At 34.3% G+C, this 17,371-nt stretch carries 18 protein-coding genes; 15 read left to right on the forward strand and 3 right to left on the reverse strand.

The features are described 5' to 3' along the window. The first annotated feature begins 47 nt into the window (after window positions 1-47). The 11 genes from merTP to ABI125_08450 all read left to right on the forward strand — a co-directional run bounded on the left by merTP (window position 48) and on the right by ABI125_08450 (window position 11,039). A complete protein-coding gene (gene merTP / locus ABI125_08400; GenBank protein ID XCF04749.1) occupies window positions 48-641 on the forward strand; it encodes a mercuric transport protein MerTP in 594 nt (197 codons plus the stop codon). Next, on the forward strand, window positions 641-847 hold the full coding sequence (locus ABI125_08405) for a GDCCVxC domain-containing (seleno)protein (GenBank protein ID XCF04750.1): 207 nt from the start codon (window positions 641-643) through the stop codon (window positions 845-847). The genes merTP and ABI125_08405 overlap by 1 nt, the downstream gene beginning before the upstream one ends. 11 nt (window positions 848-858) lie before the next feature. Beyond that, window positions 859-2,811, forward strand: coding sequence for a heavy metal translocating P-type ATPase (locus ABI125_08410; GenBank protein ID XCF04751.1), 1,953 nt, complete (start codon window positions 859-861; stop codon window positions 2,809-2,811). Window positions 2,812-2,821: 10 nt separating this feature from the next. Continuing rightward, complete coding sequence (locus tag ABI125_08415; GenBank protein XCF04752.1) at window positions 2,822-3,433, forward strand: class I SAM-dependent methyltransferase; 612 nt, start codon at window positions 2,822-2,824, stop codon at window positions 3,431-3,433. 200 nt (window positions 3,434-3,633) lie between these two features. Then, on the forward strand, window positions 3,634-4,914 hold the full coding sequence (locus tag ABI125_08420) for a TolC family protein (GenBank protein ID XCF04753.1): 1,281 nt from the start codon (window positions 3,634-3,636) through the stop codon (window positions 4,912-4,914). Between the two features lie 2 nt (window positions 4,915-4,916). Next, window positions 4,917-5,834, forward strand: a complete 918-nt coding sequence (locus ABI125_08425; protein ID XCF04754.1) for an HlyD family efflux transporter periplasmic adaptor subunit — start codon at window positions 4,917-4,919, stop codon at window positions 5,832-5,834. Beyond that, window positions 5,831-8,830: an efflux RND transporter permease subunit gene (locus ABI125_08430; GenBank protein XCF04755.1), complete on the forward strand. Its 3,000-nt coding sequence runs from the start codon at window positions 5,831-5,833 to the stop codon at window positions 8,828-8,830. Before ABI125_08425 ends, ABI125_08430 begins: the two co-directional genes overlap by 4 nt. A 107-nt stretch (window positions 8,831-8,937) precedes the next feature. Further along, window positions 8,938-10,239, forward strand: a complete 1,302-nt coding sequence (nhaD, locus tag ABI125_08435) for a sodium:proton antiporter NhaD (GenBank protein ID XCF04756.1) — start codon at window positions 8,938-8,940, stop codon at window positions 10,237-10,239. Window positions 10,240-10,327: 88 nt separating this feature from the next. Beyond that, on the forward strand, window positions 10,328-10,402 hold the full coding sequence (locus tag ABI125_08440; protein ID XCF07890.1) for a hypothetical protein: 75 nt from the start codon (window positions 10,328-10,330) through the stop codon (window positions 10,400-10,402). Window positions 10,403-10,624: 222 nt separating this feature from the next. After that, window positions 10,625-10,810 carry a hypothetical protein gene (locus ABI125_08445; protein XCF04757.1) on the forward strand — a complete coding sequence of 62 codons (186 nt, stop codon included), beginning with the start codon at window positions 10,625-10,627 and terminating at the stop codon, window positions 10,808-10,810. 10 nt (window positions 10,811-10,820) lie between these two features. After that, window positions 10,821-11,039 (forward strand): hypothetical protein, encoded by a 219-nt coding sequence (locus tag ABI125_08450; protein ID XCF04758.1) that lies wholly within the window; start codon window positions 10,821-10,823, stop codon window positions 11,037-11,039. A gap of 165 nt (window positions 11,040-11,204) precedes the next feature. Here ABI125_08450 and ABI125_08455 read toward each other — a convergent pair whose 3' ends face one another. Both ABI125_08455 and ABI125_08460 read right to left on the reverse strand, forming a co-directional pair. Further along, window positions 11,205-11,465 carry a heavy-metal-associated domain-containing protein gene (locus ABI125_08455; protein ID XCF04759.1) on the reverse strand — a complete coding sequence of 87 codons (261 nt, stop codon included), beginning with the start codon at window positions 11,463-11,465 and terminating at the stop codon, window positions 11,205-11,207. An 11-nt stretch (window positions 11,466-11,476) separates the two neighbouring features. After that, a complete protein-coding gene (locus ABI125_08460) occupies window positions 11,477-13,207 on the reverse strand; it encodes an APC family permease (GenBank protein ID XCF04760.1) in 1,731 nt (576 codons plus the stop codon). Between the two features lie 56 nt (window positions 13,208-13,263). On the opposite strand from ABI125_08460, the gene ABI125_08465 reads away from it, so the two are divergent. The 3 genes from ABI125_08465 (at window position 13,264) to ABI125_08475 (ending at window position 15,619) form a co-directional block, all read left to right on the forward strand. Further along, window positions 13,264-13,620 (forward strand): hypothetical protein, encoded by a 357-nt coding sequence (locus tag ABI125_08465; GenBank protein XCF04761.1) that lies wholly within the window; start codon window positions 13,264-13,266, stop codon window positions 13,618-13,620. Window positions 13,621-13,687: 67 nt separating this feature from the next. After that, window positions 13,688-14,362, forward strand: a complete 675-nt coding sequence (locus ABI125_08470; GenBank protein XCF04762.1) for a response regulator transcription factor — start codon at window positions 13,688-13,690, stop codon at window positions 14,360-14,362. A 3-nt stretch (window positions 14,363-14,365) separates the two neighbouring features. Continuing rightward, window positions 14,366-15,619, forward strand: coding sequence for a HAMP domain-containing sensor histidine kinase (locus tag ABI125_08475; GenBank protein ID XCF04763.1), 1,254 nt, complete (start codon window positions 14,366-14,368; stop codon window positions 15,617-15,619). A gap of 39 nt (window positions 15,620-15,658) precedes the next feature. On the opposite strand, the gene ABI125_08480 is transcribed toward ABI125_08475, so the two are convergent. After that, window positions 15,659-16,720 (reverse strand): hypothetical protein, encoded by a 1,062-nt coding sequence (locus ABI125_08480; GenBank protein ID XCF04764.1) that lies wholly within the window; start codon window positions 16,718-16,720, stop codon window positions 15,659-15,661. Between the two features lie 93 nt (window positions 16,721-16,813). On the opposite strand from ABI125_08480, the gene ABI125_08485 reads away from it, so the two are divergent. After that, on the forward strand, window positions 16,814-17,329 hold the full coding sequence (locus tag ABI125_08485) for an RNA polymerase sigma factor (protein XCF04765.1): 516 nt from the start codon (window positions 16,814-16,816) through the stop codon (window positions 17,327-17,329). Window positions 17,330-17,371: the final 42 nt, after the last annotated feature.

The following is a 17,371-nucleotide window of genomic DNA, read 5'->3' on the forward strand; positions in this document are numbered from 1 at the left end:
TTCCGTTGCACTTCAATTTATTGCATATTTGAACAAACTGATAGATTATGAAAAATAATTTGATGGAAATTGGGCTGTTAACAGCCATTACAGCTTCGTTATGTTGTATTACACCTATTTTGGCTCTTATTGCTGGAGCAAGTGGAATAGCTTCGACATTCTCTTGGGTAGAACCGTTTAGACCTTATTTAATTGGACTCACAATTTTAATTCTTGGTTTTGCTTGGTATCAAAAGCTAAACACACCTAAAGAAATTGACTGTGAATGTGACACGGACGACAAGCCAAAATTTTCACAAACAAAAACGTTTTTGGGAATTGTAACAGTATTTGCAATTATAATGTTGGTTTTCCCATACTATTCAGGAATTTTTTATCCTAAAACCGAAAAACAAATTGTCGTAGTTGACAAGTCAGATATTAAAACCACTGAATTTAAAATCAGCGGAATGACTTGTGCAAGTTGTGAAGCACACGTTAATCACGAAGTAAACAAACTTAATGGTATTATAAGTTCGAAAACATCTTACGAAAATGGAAACGCCATCATTGAATTTGACAAAACCAAAACCAACGCAACGGAAATCGAGAAAGCAATTAATACAACAGGATATAAAGTAACCAACAAAAAAGAAAATTAATGGAAGTTCAATTAAAATCAGAAATCACTTGCCCAAACTGCGGACACAAAAAGATAGAAACAATGCCAACAGAATCTTGTCAGTTCTTTTACGAGTGTGAGAATTGTAAAAAAGTCCTACGACCAAACGAAGGCCATTGTTGTGTGTATTGCAGTTTTGGTTCGGTAAAATGCCCCTCAATACAACGCAAAAAAAGTTGTTGTTAATCTAATTCAAAATGAAAAAAAAGAAAATAAATCTACGAGATTTAAAACCTGATGCCAATAACGAGCATAGTCACGATGATGGGTACAACCACGGTAAAAGTCCAAGCCAATTTAAAGCTTATATACCTGCCGTTATAAGCTTTACAATGCTTATAATTGGAATAGGATTAGAGTATTTTAATGTTTCTTTTTTTAAGGGTTGTCTTCGTATAATTTGGTACAGTATAGCATATCTACCTGTTGGTTTTCCGGTAGTAAAAGAAGGTTGGGGAAGCATAAAAAAGGGGGATGTATTTACAGAGTTCTTTTTAATGTCTATAGCAACTATTGGTGCGTTTATAATAGGGGAATATCCAGAAGGTGTTGCGGTGATGTTGTTCTATGCAGTAGGCGAACTCTTTCAAAGTGCAGCAGTCAATAGAGCTAAAGGAAATATTAAGGCCTTATTGGATGTAAGACCTAAAGAAGCCAATGTTTTTCGCAATGGTGATTGTATAAGCGTATCGCCCGAAAGTGTCGAAATAGGGGAAAAAATCCAAATTCGTGTAGGTGAAAAAATCCCATTGGATGGTATTCTGCTATCTGAAAAAGCGACTTTAAATACCGCAGCTTTAACAGGCGAAAGTAAACCCGATTCTGTTTTAAAAGAAGCAAAAGTATATGCAGGAAGCATCAATCTGGAAAGTGTGATTGAAGTTGAAGTTATTAGTAAGTTTGAAGACAGTTCCATAGCGAGAATATTGGATTTGGTACAAAACGCCACAGCAAGAAAGTCCAAAACCGAATTGTTTATCAGGAAATTTGCACGTATTTATACGCCAATAGTTGTGTTTTTAGCAATAGGTGTTACGTTTCTACCGTACTTTTTTGTAGATGATTATGTCTTTAGAGATTGGTTGTATCGAGCACTGATTTTTCTTGTAATTTCTTGTCCATGTGCTTTGGTGATATCCATTCCGTTAGGTTATTTCGGTGGATTGGGTGCAGCTTCAAAAAATGGTATTTTGTTCAAAGGCGCTTCCTTTTTAGATGCTATGACCAAGATAAATACATTGGTAATGGATAAAACAGGAACAGTTACCAAAGCAGTTTTCAAAATCAAAAACATAAAGACTTTTGATTGGGATGAAAAGGAATTTATGAACTATCTAATGGCTATGGAAGAACAATCCACACATCCTATTGCTAAAGCTATTATGGAATACCAGAAAGGAATCAACAATTTAGAAGCAAATAAGGTTTCTGAAGTTGCAGGAAAAGGGTTAAAAGGTATTGTGAATGATAAAACAGTATTAGTAGGCAATAAAGCCTTAATGATTGCCAATGATATTGATGTTCCAAATGAAATTGAAAGTATTGTAGAATCTATAGTATTGGTTTCAATCGATAATCAATTTGCTGGTTATGTGGTGATAGCAGACGAATTAAAGGAGGATGCAAAAGAAACAATTACAGATTTACACAAAGCAGGCATTAAAAATATTATGATGCTTTCAGGTGATAAAGATTCTATAACCCAGCAAGTAGCAAAAGAGTTAAAAATTGAAAGTGCTAAAGGTGGTTTACTGCCGGAAGATAAATTAAATGAAGTCGAAATTTTAAAGAAAAATGCAGAAAATAAAGTAGCCTTCATTGGTGATGGTATTAATGATGCACCCGTTTTGGCAGCAAGTGATGTTGGTATAGCAATGGGTGGATTAGGAAGCGATGTAGCAATAGAAACAGCAGATGTTATCATTCAAACCGATCAACCTTCAAAAGTAGTGAGAGCCATTAAAATAGGCAGTTCCACACGAAAAATTGTATGGCAAAATATCATTTTGGCTTTTGGCGTTAAAGTAATTGTATTAATTTTAGGAGCTGGAGGTTTGGCAACTATGTGGGAAGCTGTTTTTGCCGATGTAGGGGTAGCATTATTGGCAATATTGAATGCTGTAAGGTTACAGAAAATGAAATGGAGTTAATATTATAATTATGAATAAAAAAGAACATTGGGAAAATGTCTTTAAAACAAAACCCCTTAATGAGGTAAGTTGGTTTGAACCAATACCTAAAACCTCATTGTCATTTCTCGAAAAAGCAAATATCTCTAAATCGGAGAAGATAATTGACATTGGTGGTGGAGACAGTTTTTTTGTTGATTATTTGTTAAAATTGGGATACCAAAATATTACGGTATTAGATATTTCGGAAGCAGCAATTCAAAAAGCCAAAAATCGCCTAAAAAATAAGTCAGGTAATGTTACTTGGATTGTGTCGGATGTTTTAGATTTCTTACCCTCTGAAAAATATCATTTTTGGCACGATAGAGCGTCATTTCATTTTTTAACTGATGAATCCCAAATCAAAAAGTATCAACAACTGGTTCAACAGAATATTGTGAAAAATGGTAATTTGATAATAGGTGCATTTTCAGAAAATGGGCCAAAAAAGTGTAGTGGTTTAGAGATAAAACAATATTCAGAAGAATCTATGGAAAAATTATTTAATGGTTCATTTTCTAAACTAGAATGTATTAATAAGTCCCATATAACACCTTTTGACACAAATCAAAATTTCACATTTTGTTGGTTCAAGAGATTATAAGCAAACTTATCTTCTTCAAAATTTCTTTAGAATCATTTTTTAGATTTACAAAGTAGAAGCCCTGAAAGGAAAGTGCTATTATTTTGATTGGTTATCAATACCACTTCCCTTGTTAGGCACAAATAGCTGATCTTTATTATGCTTTAGAACTTCTTTAGAATTTATACATATTTTTATATTTAAATTGTAATCCATTAACATTGAATATAAAAGCGCTATTTCTATTTGTTTTTTTTACGTGTGTTAAGGTTTTTGCTCAAAACGAAACAAACCTTGGTTTTTTTATTAATCAGGCGAAACTAAACGCTCCAATTTTAAAGGAAAACAGTAACCTTCTAAAGATTGGTGAACTTCAAACTAGCATCATTTTTGCACAAAATAAAGCATTTCAGGTTAATGCCACTTCGGAAGTTTTAGTAGCACCTTACTTTAATAACAACGGTAAGTTTATAGATATTACCACAACACCATCTGCTAATGCTTTTGGGTATGATGTAGGTATTACAAATGGTGGTCTGTATTCTGCTCAAATCAATGTGACCAAAAATCTTTTTAATCAAGCAATTACAGATGATTTACTGTTTCAGAATAAAATTCAAAATAACACCATCGCGCTTTCGTCAGAAGAAATCGAACATAACATTATTAAGAATATTACAGATGCTTATATAGGGGCATACCAATTACAGTTGCAAGAAGATTTTACCAAAGAAATCCTAAAAGACCTCGAGAAGCGATTACAAGTAGTAGAATTATTAGTGAAGCGTGCTGTTTTAATGGAAAGTGATTATTTGCTGTTGCAATTGGATATTGAAGGGAAAAAATTAGAGCTAGAACAAGTACAAAATAACCTTGAAGCTGCAATTATCCAATTATATAGCTTAAGCGGAACACCAATTGGAACTATTGAAAACTTGGAAGCACCTAGTTTTAATAGTGCTTCAAAACCTTCCCAGTTTTTTTATGAGAAAAAATTCGAGAATGACAGTCTACAAATCGTAGCCAATCAAAAGGTTTTTGAAAATCAATACAAACCACAGGTTACAGCTTATGCCAACACCGGTTTAAATGCTGTTGAAACTCCCAATATCTACAGAAGATTTGGCGCAAGTGCTGGACTACGGTTAACAATTCCTATTTATGACGGGAAGCAACGCAAATACAACGCGCAGCAAAGCCTTTTAAAAGAAGAAAGTTTAGAGTTTTATAGAGAAAACGCTAAAATACAGTTGGATAACAATCTTAAAAGTATTGAACAACAAATACGGGCATTGAATAATAATATGATGCTACTTGACAAACAACTCAAAACACAACAAAACGTGTTAGAAATCTATAAAGGCAAATTGGTTCAAGGTCAAGTTTCTATTGTTGATTATCTCAATGTGATTCAAAACTACAAGCTTAATAGTTACACGAAACTACAAATGCAAACCAACTACTGGTTATTACAAAGCCAGTATAATTTTATAAACTGGTAGCGATGACACAAAAAATACACTTTTACCTATTAGCGGTTTGTATGTTTTCTCTTGGATCGTGCAATAAAAAAACAGCAACTACAACCGATAAAAAAGCACCAATAACTGTTTCGGTAGTCGCCGTTCAGCAAAATGACATTAAAGAATACCTAACGTTTAATGGCGTTACCCAATATCAAAAAAAAGAAAATATCCGTTCTAATGTGACTGGTTATATTTCTTGGATGAAATATAAGATTGGTGATAACATTCACAATGGGCAAACCTTTGCGTCGGTGAGAACCAAAGAGCAAGATGCTTTAAAGGAAGCGGTTAAGATTGACAGTTCTCTAGGTAAATTTATTAGTCCAATAACCATACGGAGTAATGCTACAGGCATCATTAACACATTAAATATAACCACCAATGACTATGTAGCTGAAGGCGATATTTTGGCAACTGTAGTACAACCAAAATCCTTGACCGTGCAAGTTAATGTGCCGTATGAGTATGAAGATTATGTGGATATAGGTACCAATTGCGAAATTCTGCTTCAGAATGAGGAAACCATAACCGCTAAAATTACAGGAAAACTACCGACTATTGATCCTTTAGCGCAATCACAAAGTTTTTTAATTGCGTTGCCAGATGAGGATTTGCCAGAAAACCTGAATGTACAAGTTAAAACTATTTATAGAGAAGTTAAAACGGCTATATGTATTCCTAAAACTGCCTTACAAACTAATGAATTGCTAACAGAGTATTGGGTAATGAAAGTGTTTAACGATTCACTTGCCATAAAGCAAAAAGTTAAGCCACAACTTAAAAATGATTCGTTAGTGCAGATACAATCCAATACTTTAAAGATTGGTGATTTAGTCATCACGGAAGGTGCGTATCAAATGCAGGATTCAACTATTGTAAGCTTTAAAAAACAATGAAAAAACTGCATTCCAATTATAAGTTTCCGCTTCTTGCCATTGGTATCATTATACTTTTAGGTGGAATTTTTAGCTATCAAAATTTAAAAACAGGCTTATTTCCAGATATTACGTTTCCGAAGATTAAGGTCATTGCAGATGCGGGACAGCAACCTGTAGATAAAATGATGACTACGGTAACTATTCCATTAGAGAATATCATTCGTCGTACTGAAGGCTTGCAATACATACGCAGCACAACATCCCGTGGCAGTTGTGAAATTTCAGTATTTTTGGATTGGAGCACTGATATTGATGTTGCCAAATCACAGATAGAATCCTTTATCAATCAATCGCAGGGAAGCATTCTTCCCAATACCGTGTTTTCGGTAGAAAAAATGAACCCGTCTATCTTACCAGTAATGGGCTATTCGTTGGAAGGCGATGGGTTTTCACAAGTTGATTTAAAAAAAATCGCCAAATACCAGATTAAACCTTATCTCGCAGCAACCAAAGGCGTGTCTGATATTGCCGTTATTGGTGGCAAGGACAAAGAGTTTCAGGTGATTTTAAGACCAGACATCATTACATCTTTGGGTATTTCCATAGCTACGATTCAGAATGCCATTGTCAATTCAAATGTATTGCAATCCAATGGGTACATCACAGATTTTAATAGAATGTACCTAACCCTTACGGATAACGCTGTGGATGATATTGAGGACTTACAGAATTTAGTTATCATCAACAGTCCCAATCGATTGATTCGATTAAAGGATGTGGCTATGGTTGAAGTCAACGAGGTAAAGGAATATGTAAAAATATTGGCCAATGGTAAAAATGTGCCCATCATAGCTATTATAAAACAGCCCAATGCCAACCTTATTGAAGTCAATAAAAACATCGAACAAAAAGTTGCCGAACTTTCCACTATATTTCCAAAAGGTGTTGTGTTAAAACCCTATTACAAGCAAGCCGATTTTGTAACCACCAGTATTGCGAGTATTAAAGATGTTCTTTGGATTGGATTGGCATTAGCCCTTTTGGTGGTGATTTTGTTTCTGCGTTCATTCTCGGCGAGTTTGGTGGTGCTCTTTACCATTCCGGTATCCTTATCCTTAACATTGATTGTGCTGGATGCCATTGGCTACACCTTCAACATTATGACTCTTGGTGCTATTGCCGCTGCCATAGGATTGATGATTGATGATGTGGTCATTATCATTGAGCAAATTCATAAAATACGGGAAGAACACCCAAAAGAAAAAATGGATTGGGTGGCCCACGAAGCTATTACCCACTTATTGCCGGCAATGATAGGCTCCTCATTAAGTACCTTGGTTATTTTTATTCCCTTTGTGTTAATGACAGGTGTCGCCGGAGCGTATTTTAAGGTGATGGCTTTTAGTATGATTATAGCGCTGGCGGCTTCGTTTTTGGTGACTTGGTTGTTAGTACCTGTACTATCTATTGTCTTCATAAAGAATAAAGAAATAAAAAACAAAAATCAACCCAAAACCAAATGGATTCATAATATATTGGGAAAACCCATTATCGGGATTGCATTTTTATTGGTTTGTGTGGGAATACTTGTGCTGTTTCCGTCCAAATTGCCTTCCGGGTTTTTACCGGAAATGGATGAGGGTAGTATCGTATTGGATTTTAATAGTCCTTCAGGAACCACTTTAGAGGAAACCGACAGGATGCTTCAAATTGTAAATGGGGTTTTGGATACACAACCTGAAGTGGAAGCCTATTCAGCTCGATTAGGAACGCAAATGGGCTTTTTTATTACCGAACCCAACCGAGGCGATTATCTAATTAAACTGAAGGATAAACGCAACAAAACTACTACTCAAGTTTCGGACGAAATCAGAAAACGTGTTGAAGAAAAAGTACCACAACTAACCATAGATTTTGGTCAGGTGATTGGTGATATGTTAGGCGATTTAATGAGTTCGGTACAACCTATAGAAATTAAGGTTTTCGGGACTAATATCGGCACTTTAGAAAGCCTGTCACAAGAAATAGCAAAACAGGTTGAAATCGTACAGGGAACAGCTGATGTCAATGATGGTATTATTGTCGCAGGTCCAAGTTTATCTATAGTGCCCAATGTTCCCAAACTAGCTCAATTAGGGATGACTGTGGCCGATTTTCAATTGCAATTACAGACGCAAGTAGAAGGAACGGTGGTAAGCTCAATGATTGACAAAGAGCAAATGGTAGATATACGTCTTATTTATCCTGATGCACTTAAAACATCTGTATCTGATATTAGAAATACAGCTATTTTATTGCCAAATGGTTCAAGCGTGCCTATCAATCAAGTGGCAAATATTGAAATGGACAAAGGTGTTGCGGAAATTAATCGTGAAAATCAAAAATCGATGGGTGTGATTACCGCACGACTCAACAATCGTGATTTAGGTTCTACCTTAAAGGATATTCAAAGCCACCTAACAAAAAACCTATCGCTTCCGGCTGGTTATATTATTGAGTATGGAGGTGCTTATCAAGAACAACAAAAGGCGTTTAAGGAATTAATGATGATTTTAATTTCGGCGATATTACTGGTTTTTGTGGTTATTCTGTTTTTATTTAGAAAGCTTAAAATAGCATTCGCCATTATTGTAATTGCCGTATTGGGTGTGGCAGGAAGTTTATTAAGTCTGTACTTAACAGGAACACCACTAAACGTAGGGAGTTATACCGGAATTATAATGATTGTCGGCATCATTGGAGAAAACTCGATTTTTACCTACAGACAGTACCAAGAAAGTGATACTTCTTTGTCTCATATTGAAAAAATTGAATATTCTATTGCAGCTCGTTTACGCCCAAAATTGATGACAGCATTAGCTGCAATAATGGCACTAACACCCTTGGCTTTGGGTATTGGTGCAGGTGCACAATTGCATCAACCGTTGGCTATTGCTGTAATAGGTGGATTGTTTTTTGCTTTACCGTTATTATTGATCGTACTGCCTACAATTATGAAAATATTAAAGGAATAGACCAAAGGAGTGATAAATTAGTGGTTTTTGTAAATTGTTCTGTTATATACATAACTTATAACATACATTTAGAGTAAATTACAAAACAACAATTAAAAAAATAAAACATGTATACGGCCATAATTGTCATGTTTGTGTTAGGCTATTTAGCTATTGCACTTGAACACTATATTCGTATAAACAAAACAGCAACAGCTTTACTCTTAGGTGTGGTATGTTGGACACTTTTAGTTTTTGGAAGTTATAGTATTTTTCCAAATATGGGAAGTACTGAGCCAGGAGATTTTCTTACAGAGGCACTTTTAGGACATATAGGTGAAATTTCGGAAATCCTTTTCTTTCTGTTGGGGGCTATGACTATAGTGGAACTGATGGATGCCCATCAAGGTTTTAGTATTATTACGGATAAAATCAAAATGAAAAAGAAAAGTCATTTACTATGGGCATTAGCAATGATCACTTTTTTCCTTTCCGCATTATTAGATAACCTAACAACATCTATCGTAATGGCTGCCGTTTTGAAGAAAATAATTAAAAATAAGGATGATTTATGGCTTTTTGCTTCGATGATGATAATTTCAGCCAATGCAGGAGGAGCTTGGTCTCCCATAGGAGATGTAACTACTATTATGTTATGGATAGGGGGGCAAATAACTGCGGGTAATATAATCAGCCAAATTTTTCTGCCAAGTTTGGTGGCAGCTTTGGTGCCATTAATTATTTTCAGTTTTTGGTTAAAAGGAACAATTCAAAAGGAAATCAAAAATACGAAACATACAGAAATACACGGGGTTAGTGATTTTGAAAAGTATATTGTGTTTTTTACAGGAATAGCTGTGCTGCTTTTTGTGCCTGTTTTTAAAACAATAACCCACTTGCCACCGTTTATGGGGGTATTATTTGGATTAAGTATTGTTTGGATTTTAACAGAAATTATTCATAAAAAGAAAGAAGAAGAACATAGAAAGGCTTTGTCCATTACCAGTATTATCCAACGAATTGATACACCTAGCATATTGTTTTTCCTGGGGATTTTGATGGCCGTAGCAGCGCTACAGACAGGAGGGCATTTGACCGAACTCTCAGGAATGTTAGATGCTAATTTTAAAAGTATATATGTTATCAATGGTTTAATAGGTATTTTATCTTCTATAATAGACAATGTGCCTATGGTAGCAGGGGCAATGGGTATGTACTCAACCGACGTTTACCAAATTGATAGCGAATTTTGGGAGTTATTGGCTTATTGTGCTGGTACTGGAGGGAGTATTTTAATCATAGGTTCGGCTGCTGGTGTCGCTATAATGGGAATTTTCAAAATTGATTTTATCTGGTATCTTAAACGAATCTCTTTAGTAGCGTTTTTAGGTTATATATTCGGAATATTAACATTTATGGTTTTGAATTAATGTGGGTAATATTAAAAATATAACAAGAAAAAAGAAGGGGTAAATAGGTATAGCACTATTTGATGGTGGAGCAAGAGGGGCAGCCCATATTGGGGTTTTAAAGGCTTTAAATGATAATGGCATATTCCCAAATCGAATATCAGGAACCAGTCAGTGCCGGTAGCATAATTGGCGTATTGTACTATGCGGACTATAGTCCACAAGAAATTTTGGAGCTTTGTCACCAGAAAGCGTTTTTGAAAATTTTCAAAATTGATTTTTTGAATAAAGGTCCAACTGAACTTACTTACCTGAAAGCATTCTTAAAAGAACACTTTAAAAGTGACGATTTTAAGAGTTTAACGCTGCCTTTACATGTTTGCATATCCAAATAAATACAGGTCAGTTGATTATATCGGAAAGGGATTTAATTAAAGTGCTGGCAGCTTTTTGTGCTTTGCCGCTATTGTTTAAACAGGTAAAAATAAATGGCTTTACCTATGTTGACGAGGGATTACTTAATAATTTGGCAGTTGAGCCACTTTTTAAGAACGGTGAAAAAGTTATAGGGGTTAGTGTCTGCCCTCATTAAATATTAAAAAGTGATAAAAGGCATTGAAAGCATAGCTGAGAGGTGTTTACAGGTTGTTATTTGGAGCTCCATAGAGCAGCGTTTAAATCAATGTAATATAGCATTGGAGATTGAAAAGTCATTTCATTATGGTTTATTTGACGCTAAGAAATCTGATGAACTCTATGAAATCGGTTATCAAACAACAACAACAAATAAAATAGAAAGCATAAAAGAAAAATTAAAATGAACATTAAAGTAATAGGTTATGAAACGTGTTATTTAAAATGTACATTGAAAAAAACCTAAGGTTATAATGCGAACGACGAAGGCATGACTATAGTGTAAGTCTTAACTAACCTTTTTTTAGGAGGTTACAACTTTTAAAATGACCTCTCAAATCACCAAATAGACCTTAAAGTTTAAAAATACTCTTGGGAACAACATGGAACCCCGTCTTTTTAACCATATTTTCAATTTGTTCAACTCTAATAAGTTTAGTTGTATGTATGGTGAATTCTCTGGGGTAAACATCTTTGTTAAGGATAACATCCTTGATACCATCAATCTGTAATAAGACTTTTTCAATCTTTAACAAGTCGGACATTTCTTTGGCATCTGTGCCAAATATTTTGCCATGATTTCCCGGGATGACATTTTCTGATAATAGGCTCATAGTTTATTGTTTTAAATAATTAATCTTACCTCACCCAGTTCTTCAATTTTATATGAAAATTTATGTCCGGGTGAAGCTATAAACATAAAATTTGTAGGGATTTCCCAACGTTTGGATAGTTCCTTAATTTTTTCAGGTCCAAAAACGCCAGGTTCTATAATAAATTCAACATTTATCAATGGATACGCTCTATCCAGTGTTTCTATATCTTTTTTAAGATTTGGGGCAATAGTTTCGTCTTTATCTAAAACAGTTACAATCTTTACGTTTTTAGTGGATTCATTTTCAGTAATGTACAAGAGTACTTTGTTCAGGATGGAAATATCATCGTGATTGGTAAAATAGACGAATTGTTGCTTGTTTATAGTATTAAGTGCTTTTTTAATAGATTTGTTCAATCTAACAAAAAGTGCATTTTTTTCTGGGAACAAATAATCTAGAACGTTCAGAAAAACTTTAAAAATTGATGTGCGATAGAGCATAAAAAACACCACAGCTAATGTTGGGATAAGGTATTCCATAAAAATTGCTAAATATTGAGGGTTCAATATCACATTGCCAACAATAGCAGCTGCAACGGAAGTCACACCAATAAAAAGACCTACCCAACTTGATTTTTCCGGTCTCGGTAACCGCGAACGATTGATTTTCAGTAATAGATTTCCAATGCCAAACAAAATCATAACCGACAAAAATGCAATAGTATAAACACCAGCTAATTTGGCTAAATCGCCTTGTGTAATCAATAAAATAGAAACGCAAAGCCCAAAAAATAAGATGAAGATTAGGTAATTACTTCCTTTTCTTGTTTTCTTCAAGAGCACATTTGGCAGTATTCTATCTAAAGCCATACGTTTCATTAAACCTCCAACACCAACAAATGAAGTAAGCACTGCTCCACTTAAAACCAGTGCAGCGTCTATACCAATTAGTAATGACAACCAATTTCCGCTAGCTGTTTTCCCCATTATAGATAATAGTGCATCTTGGTTGTCTACAACGGTAGAAATAGGTATAATGCTTAGTGCTAAAAAAGCAATAAGTGGGTTAAAAACAGTAACCACTATCCACATATTGCGCAAGGTTTTCGGAAAGACACCTTTTTGCTGTTCTTCCACATAATTAGCTGAACTTTCAAAGCCACTAATGCCCAACATTGCAGCCGAAAAACCTAAAAATAAAGCAGTAATAATACTGGTTTTTAATGGTGCTTTAAAATTGGAAAGTAGGGTTTCAGTGCCGTTTTCAAACAAGAATAGGATGCAGAAACCGCAAAGTAACGTCAAAGAAACTAAATGAAATAAAAAAATCCCAATCGCTACTTTAGACGATTCGCCGATACCTAAAATAACCAACCCCATAAACAGTAGAAGCAGCCCTATGGTAACGGGAATAATAGGAATGCCATTCCAAATACTATGTGCATATTTTACAGCTTCACTTGCAGAAATCACCGCAGTTGCCATATATGATAGTACCGTTAACGACGCCGCCAAAGAAGCTGTAGATTTTTTTGTTGTATTTAATAGGGCATTATAAGCACCACCGTTAAGAGGCAGTGCACCTACTACTTCCCCATAAATTTTTCTAAAGAAAAACAGTACAGCCCCAACTACCAATAACGAAATCCAAGCATATTGCCCGGCATAAACAATGGCAAGTGCAGAAACATATAAACATGAGGAACTAATATCATTGCCACAAATAGCTGTCGCTTCCAGTTGATTGAGTTTTTTCGCCATGATGTAAATTTACTAAAGAAATCTTAAGTAAATTTGAAGTATATAATTGATTTTTCATGTCATTTTTAAGATTTGAACACAGGAAAAGTCCTGTAATAAAGAGAAAGCGCTTTTTTATTAGGGCATTACGTTACTTAATGTACGCCATAATTATGGTGATCATCTCTGTTACTATTGGAACTTTGGGTTACCGTTATCTAGGACTTTTATCATGGATGGATGCCTTCTACAATGCATGTATGATTTTGGCTGGTGTAGGGCCAATAGCAACAATGCCAAATGATACCGCTAAATTATTTGCTTCCTTTTATGCGCTTTTTAGCGGGACTGCCTTCTTTAGTGTTATAGCAGTAGTTATGGCTCCTATTGTTCATCGGTTTTTGCATATTATAAATTCGGATAATACCGAATAATCATAGAAGGCGTCTTTAGAATAAATTTAGAATTCAATACTAATTTTATTGTTTTAAATTTATAGCGATGAAGTACTTAATAGCCGAAGACGAAAAAGATTTACAACAATCTATTGTAACATATCTACAACGTGATGGTAATATTTGTGAAGTTGCTTCAGACTTTAGGGAAGCTTCAGAAAAAGCGGCTATCTATGATTACGATGTAATAATTCTAGACATCAATTTAGTGACAGGTAGCGGATTGGATCTACTTAAATCCTTAAAGAAAGAAAAGAAAAGAGCAGGCGTCATAATCATTTCTGCAAACAACTCGTTGACAGACAAATTGGAAGGCCTGGATTTAGGTGCAGATGATTATATTACAAAGCCTTTTCATTTGGCAGAATTAAATTCACGTATTAATGCTGTACTTAGGCGAGGAAAGTATGGTGGCGACGAGGTTATGGAATTTAATGAAATTAGAATAGACACAAGATCCAGAACCGCTTACATTAATGGCAGAGCAATATCATTGACGAGAAAAGAATACGATTTATTGGTGTTTTTCATCTCAAATAAAGGGCGTGTACTTTCCAAAGAAATTATAGCAGAACATCTTTGGGGCGACGATAGTGACTTACTCGATAATTTTGACTTTATTTATGTGCATATCAACAACCTACGGAGAAAATTGACTGCTGGAGGTGCAAAATACATAAAAACAGCATATGGCAGCGGCTATAAATTTATAGAGGATTAAAGCATGAGAAAAAAAACAAAGCTAATTCACAAAACGTCGAGAACCTTTTTGGTTACTGGGCTTGTTTTGGCTTTATTGAGCACGATTGTCCTGTATTATTATACCAAACATCAGCTTGAAAACGAACTGGAGGAAGTATTGTATTCAACAGAGGCAAGGGTAGAAAGTGCCTTAAGGTTTGAAAGTGGTGTTAGCTCATTGCCGCCCGTTATAGAGGTTATGGAAGTTGATGTTCTAAAAGATAAGGTTTTAAAGGATACCGTTATCTATGACCCATCACAAGATGAAATGGAACTCTTTAGGGAACTTTCAATTTCTAAAAACATTAAAGGAAAAAATTATCAGATTACCATAAGAGAAATGGTTGTTGAATCTGAAGATTTTCTTTTTGCGATTGTAGTGTCAAATATCATTATATTTGGATTGGCTTTTATCTTTCTGTTTTACTTTAATATTGCAAAAAGCCTGAAATTATGGAATCCGTTTTTTAAGAATTTGGAACAAATGAAGCGCTTCTCATTAGCTTCAAAAGAGCCTATTGAGCTTGTGGAGAGTGATGTGTTAGAGTTTTCAGAATTAAAAAATGAAATAGAAACATTAACAAATAAAGTAAAAAACGATTACGAAAACCTTAAACAATTTACAGAAGACGTTTCCCATGAAATGCAAACACCTTTAGCAATCATACAAGCAAAAATAGATAACCTTATTAATGAACAAGAAATTAGCAATAATCAATTTGAACAAGTAAGCTCTATTCAAAAGGATATTCAACGTTTAAAGCAGTTAAACAAGCGTATTACTACATTAACTAAAATAGATAATAACCAATTTGTAAATATCGAAAACGTAAATCTCTCAGAGCTCGTAAACGAAAAAATAGAAAACTTTAGGGAGATTCAAATGGCGAATTTGTCCCATGTTTCAGGAGGGGCACTACAAGTGTCAATGGATGCCTATCTTGCAGATATTTTGATAAACAACTTAATTTCCAATGCCGTTAAATACACTAAAAATGAAGATGTCATTTCCATTATTACAGATCAATCGACTTTGGTTATTTCCAATTTTGGTGAGCACGCTTTAGCCCATCCCGAAAAATTGTTTCAACGTTTTTACAGAGAATCCAATGGCATAAAATCCACAGGATTAGGACTCGCAATCGTTAAGAAAATTTGTGACGTATACGGATTTAAGATTTCATATAAATTTGAAGAAAAGCTTCATGTTTTTTCAATAGATTTTTCAAAAAGTTAGTATAAATAAGTTTTTGCAAATGTGCAAATATATCTCTTTCTATAACTTCTCAAAAACAAGTATTTCCAAGTCACCATTTGCTTCGCTACCAATTTCTAATGCTAAGGTATCAAACTCAGATTCGGTTATTTTCCAAGGATTATTGAGGTCGTTAAACGGCTCAACGGTACCAAAACCTAAAACTACCAATAATTCATTTGGGTTAGCATCATCTATGGAAAAGGTACCACCAATATTTTGACTACCATTATTTGCATTCACTGTACCATCATTTAAAAACGTAAAGACATATCCCGTAAAATTGTCGGTTTGACCTACATCGGCTATGACAAATTCATCAATAATCCAGTTGCTATTGGTTAAGAAATCAAGTAATACATCTTGGTCATCATCGTTGAAATCAAAATCATCATCTTCATCACAACTGTCTATATAATTTTCAATGGTAGATTCTAAGGCTTCTAAATTTTCTACTTCAATTTCAATACCATCAAATGTGATTAGTGCTATCGGGAAGTTTAACTGAACAGAAGCATACTCATCCAAATTAATGATAAGCTCAAATAACTCTTCATCATTGGTTATCACTAAAGTTGTTGCAATTGATGCATTAACCTCTAATGCTTCTAAAGTTATTGGAAACACAAAATCTATACACTCTATATCATCATCAATTTCATTTTCACTGGTACTTTGAGACACGTAGGTGTTAAATTGTGCTTGGTTGTTAATGGTAACTTCTGTAAAATCGGGTAAAATAATAGTGATGGGGAAAGAAATAGTAACAACGTCGTCATCATCTGCAAAAGCTTCAATAGCGTTTTCAACCAATTGATAATCGTTGGCAGTCGCTACAGTAATTACCATCCCATTGACTGTTACGGTAATGGGTAGTACAATGGTAATATTATTGGCATTATCTAAAATGTTGTCTTGAGAACCATCCTTAAGTGCGACACGATTTAGTAAATTAGATAGGTTAGTATTGGCACTTATGAGACCAGCTTCTTCCTCTTCTATCGTTTCAGGAATACTTTCCTGACAAGACAGTATAAAAGCCAATGGAAAAAACAGCCAAATAAATTTCACTAAATATTTCATTTAATTCCTTTTCTTATATAACATATAACCGCCACGAATTTACCCTTCTATCCTTATTAATTTTGTTAATTTGCAAAAATCATTTTGTGAAATTTGGCTAAAAAATTACATAACAACATTTGTGAGGAACGTTTATTTTCGAGTATATACAACAAATATATACAAGATTTAAATGATTTTCTATACTATAAATATGGTGAGCTTTTAAACCCGCAAGACAAAGCCCAAGAGGCCTTTATTAAGCTTTGGCAAAACTGTTCTAAAGTATCTATGGACAAGGCTAAAAGTTTTTTGTTCACCGTTGCAAATAATTTAATGTTGAACGAAGTAAAGCATCAAAAAGTGGTTTTAAAACACCGTGAAGTCGTTTCAAGTGGTATTAATAATGAAAGTCCAGAATTTGTTTTGGAACAAAAACAATATCTTGAAAAATACCAAAATGCCTTAGAAAACCTTTCAGAAGTACAACGTGTGGCTTTTTTGTTAAATAGAGTTGAAGGAAAAAAGCATAGTGAAATTGCCGAAATGCTTGGTATTACATTAAGAGCAGCAAGAAAAAGAATATATAGTGCAGTGGAAAACTTAAGAAAAGAAATAGACGGCATCTAAAAAGGGTAAACTTTTAGTAGATAGTTGTTATATATTTAAATA

It is taken from the genome of Tamlana crocina (assembly GCA_040429635.1).
Taxonomy (GTDB): domain Bacteria; phylum Bacteroidota; class Bacteroidia; order Flavobacteriales; family Flavobacteriaceae; genus Flavisericum; species Flavisericum crocinum.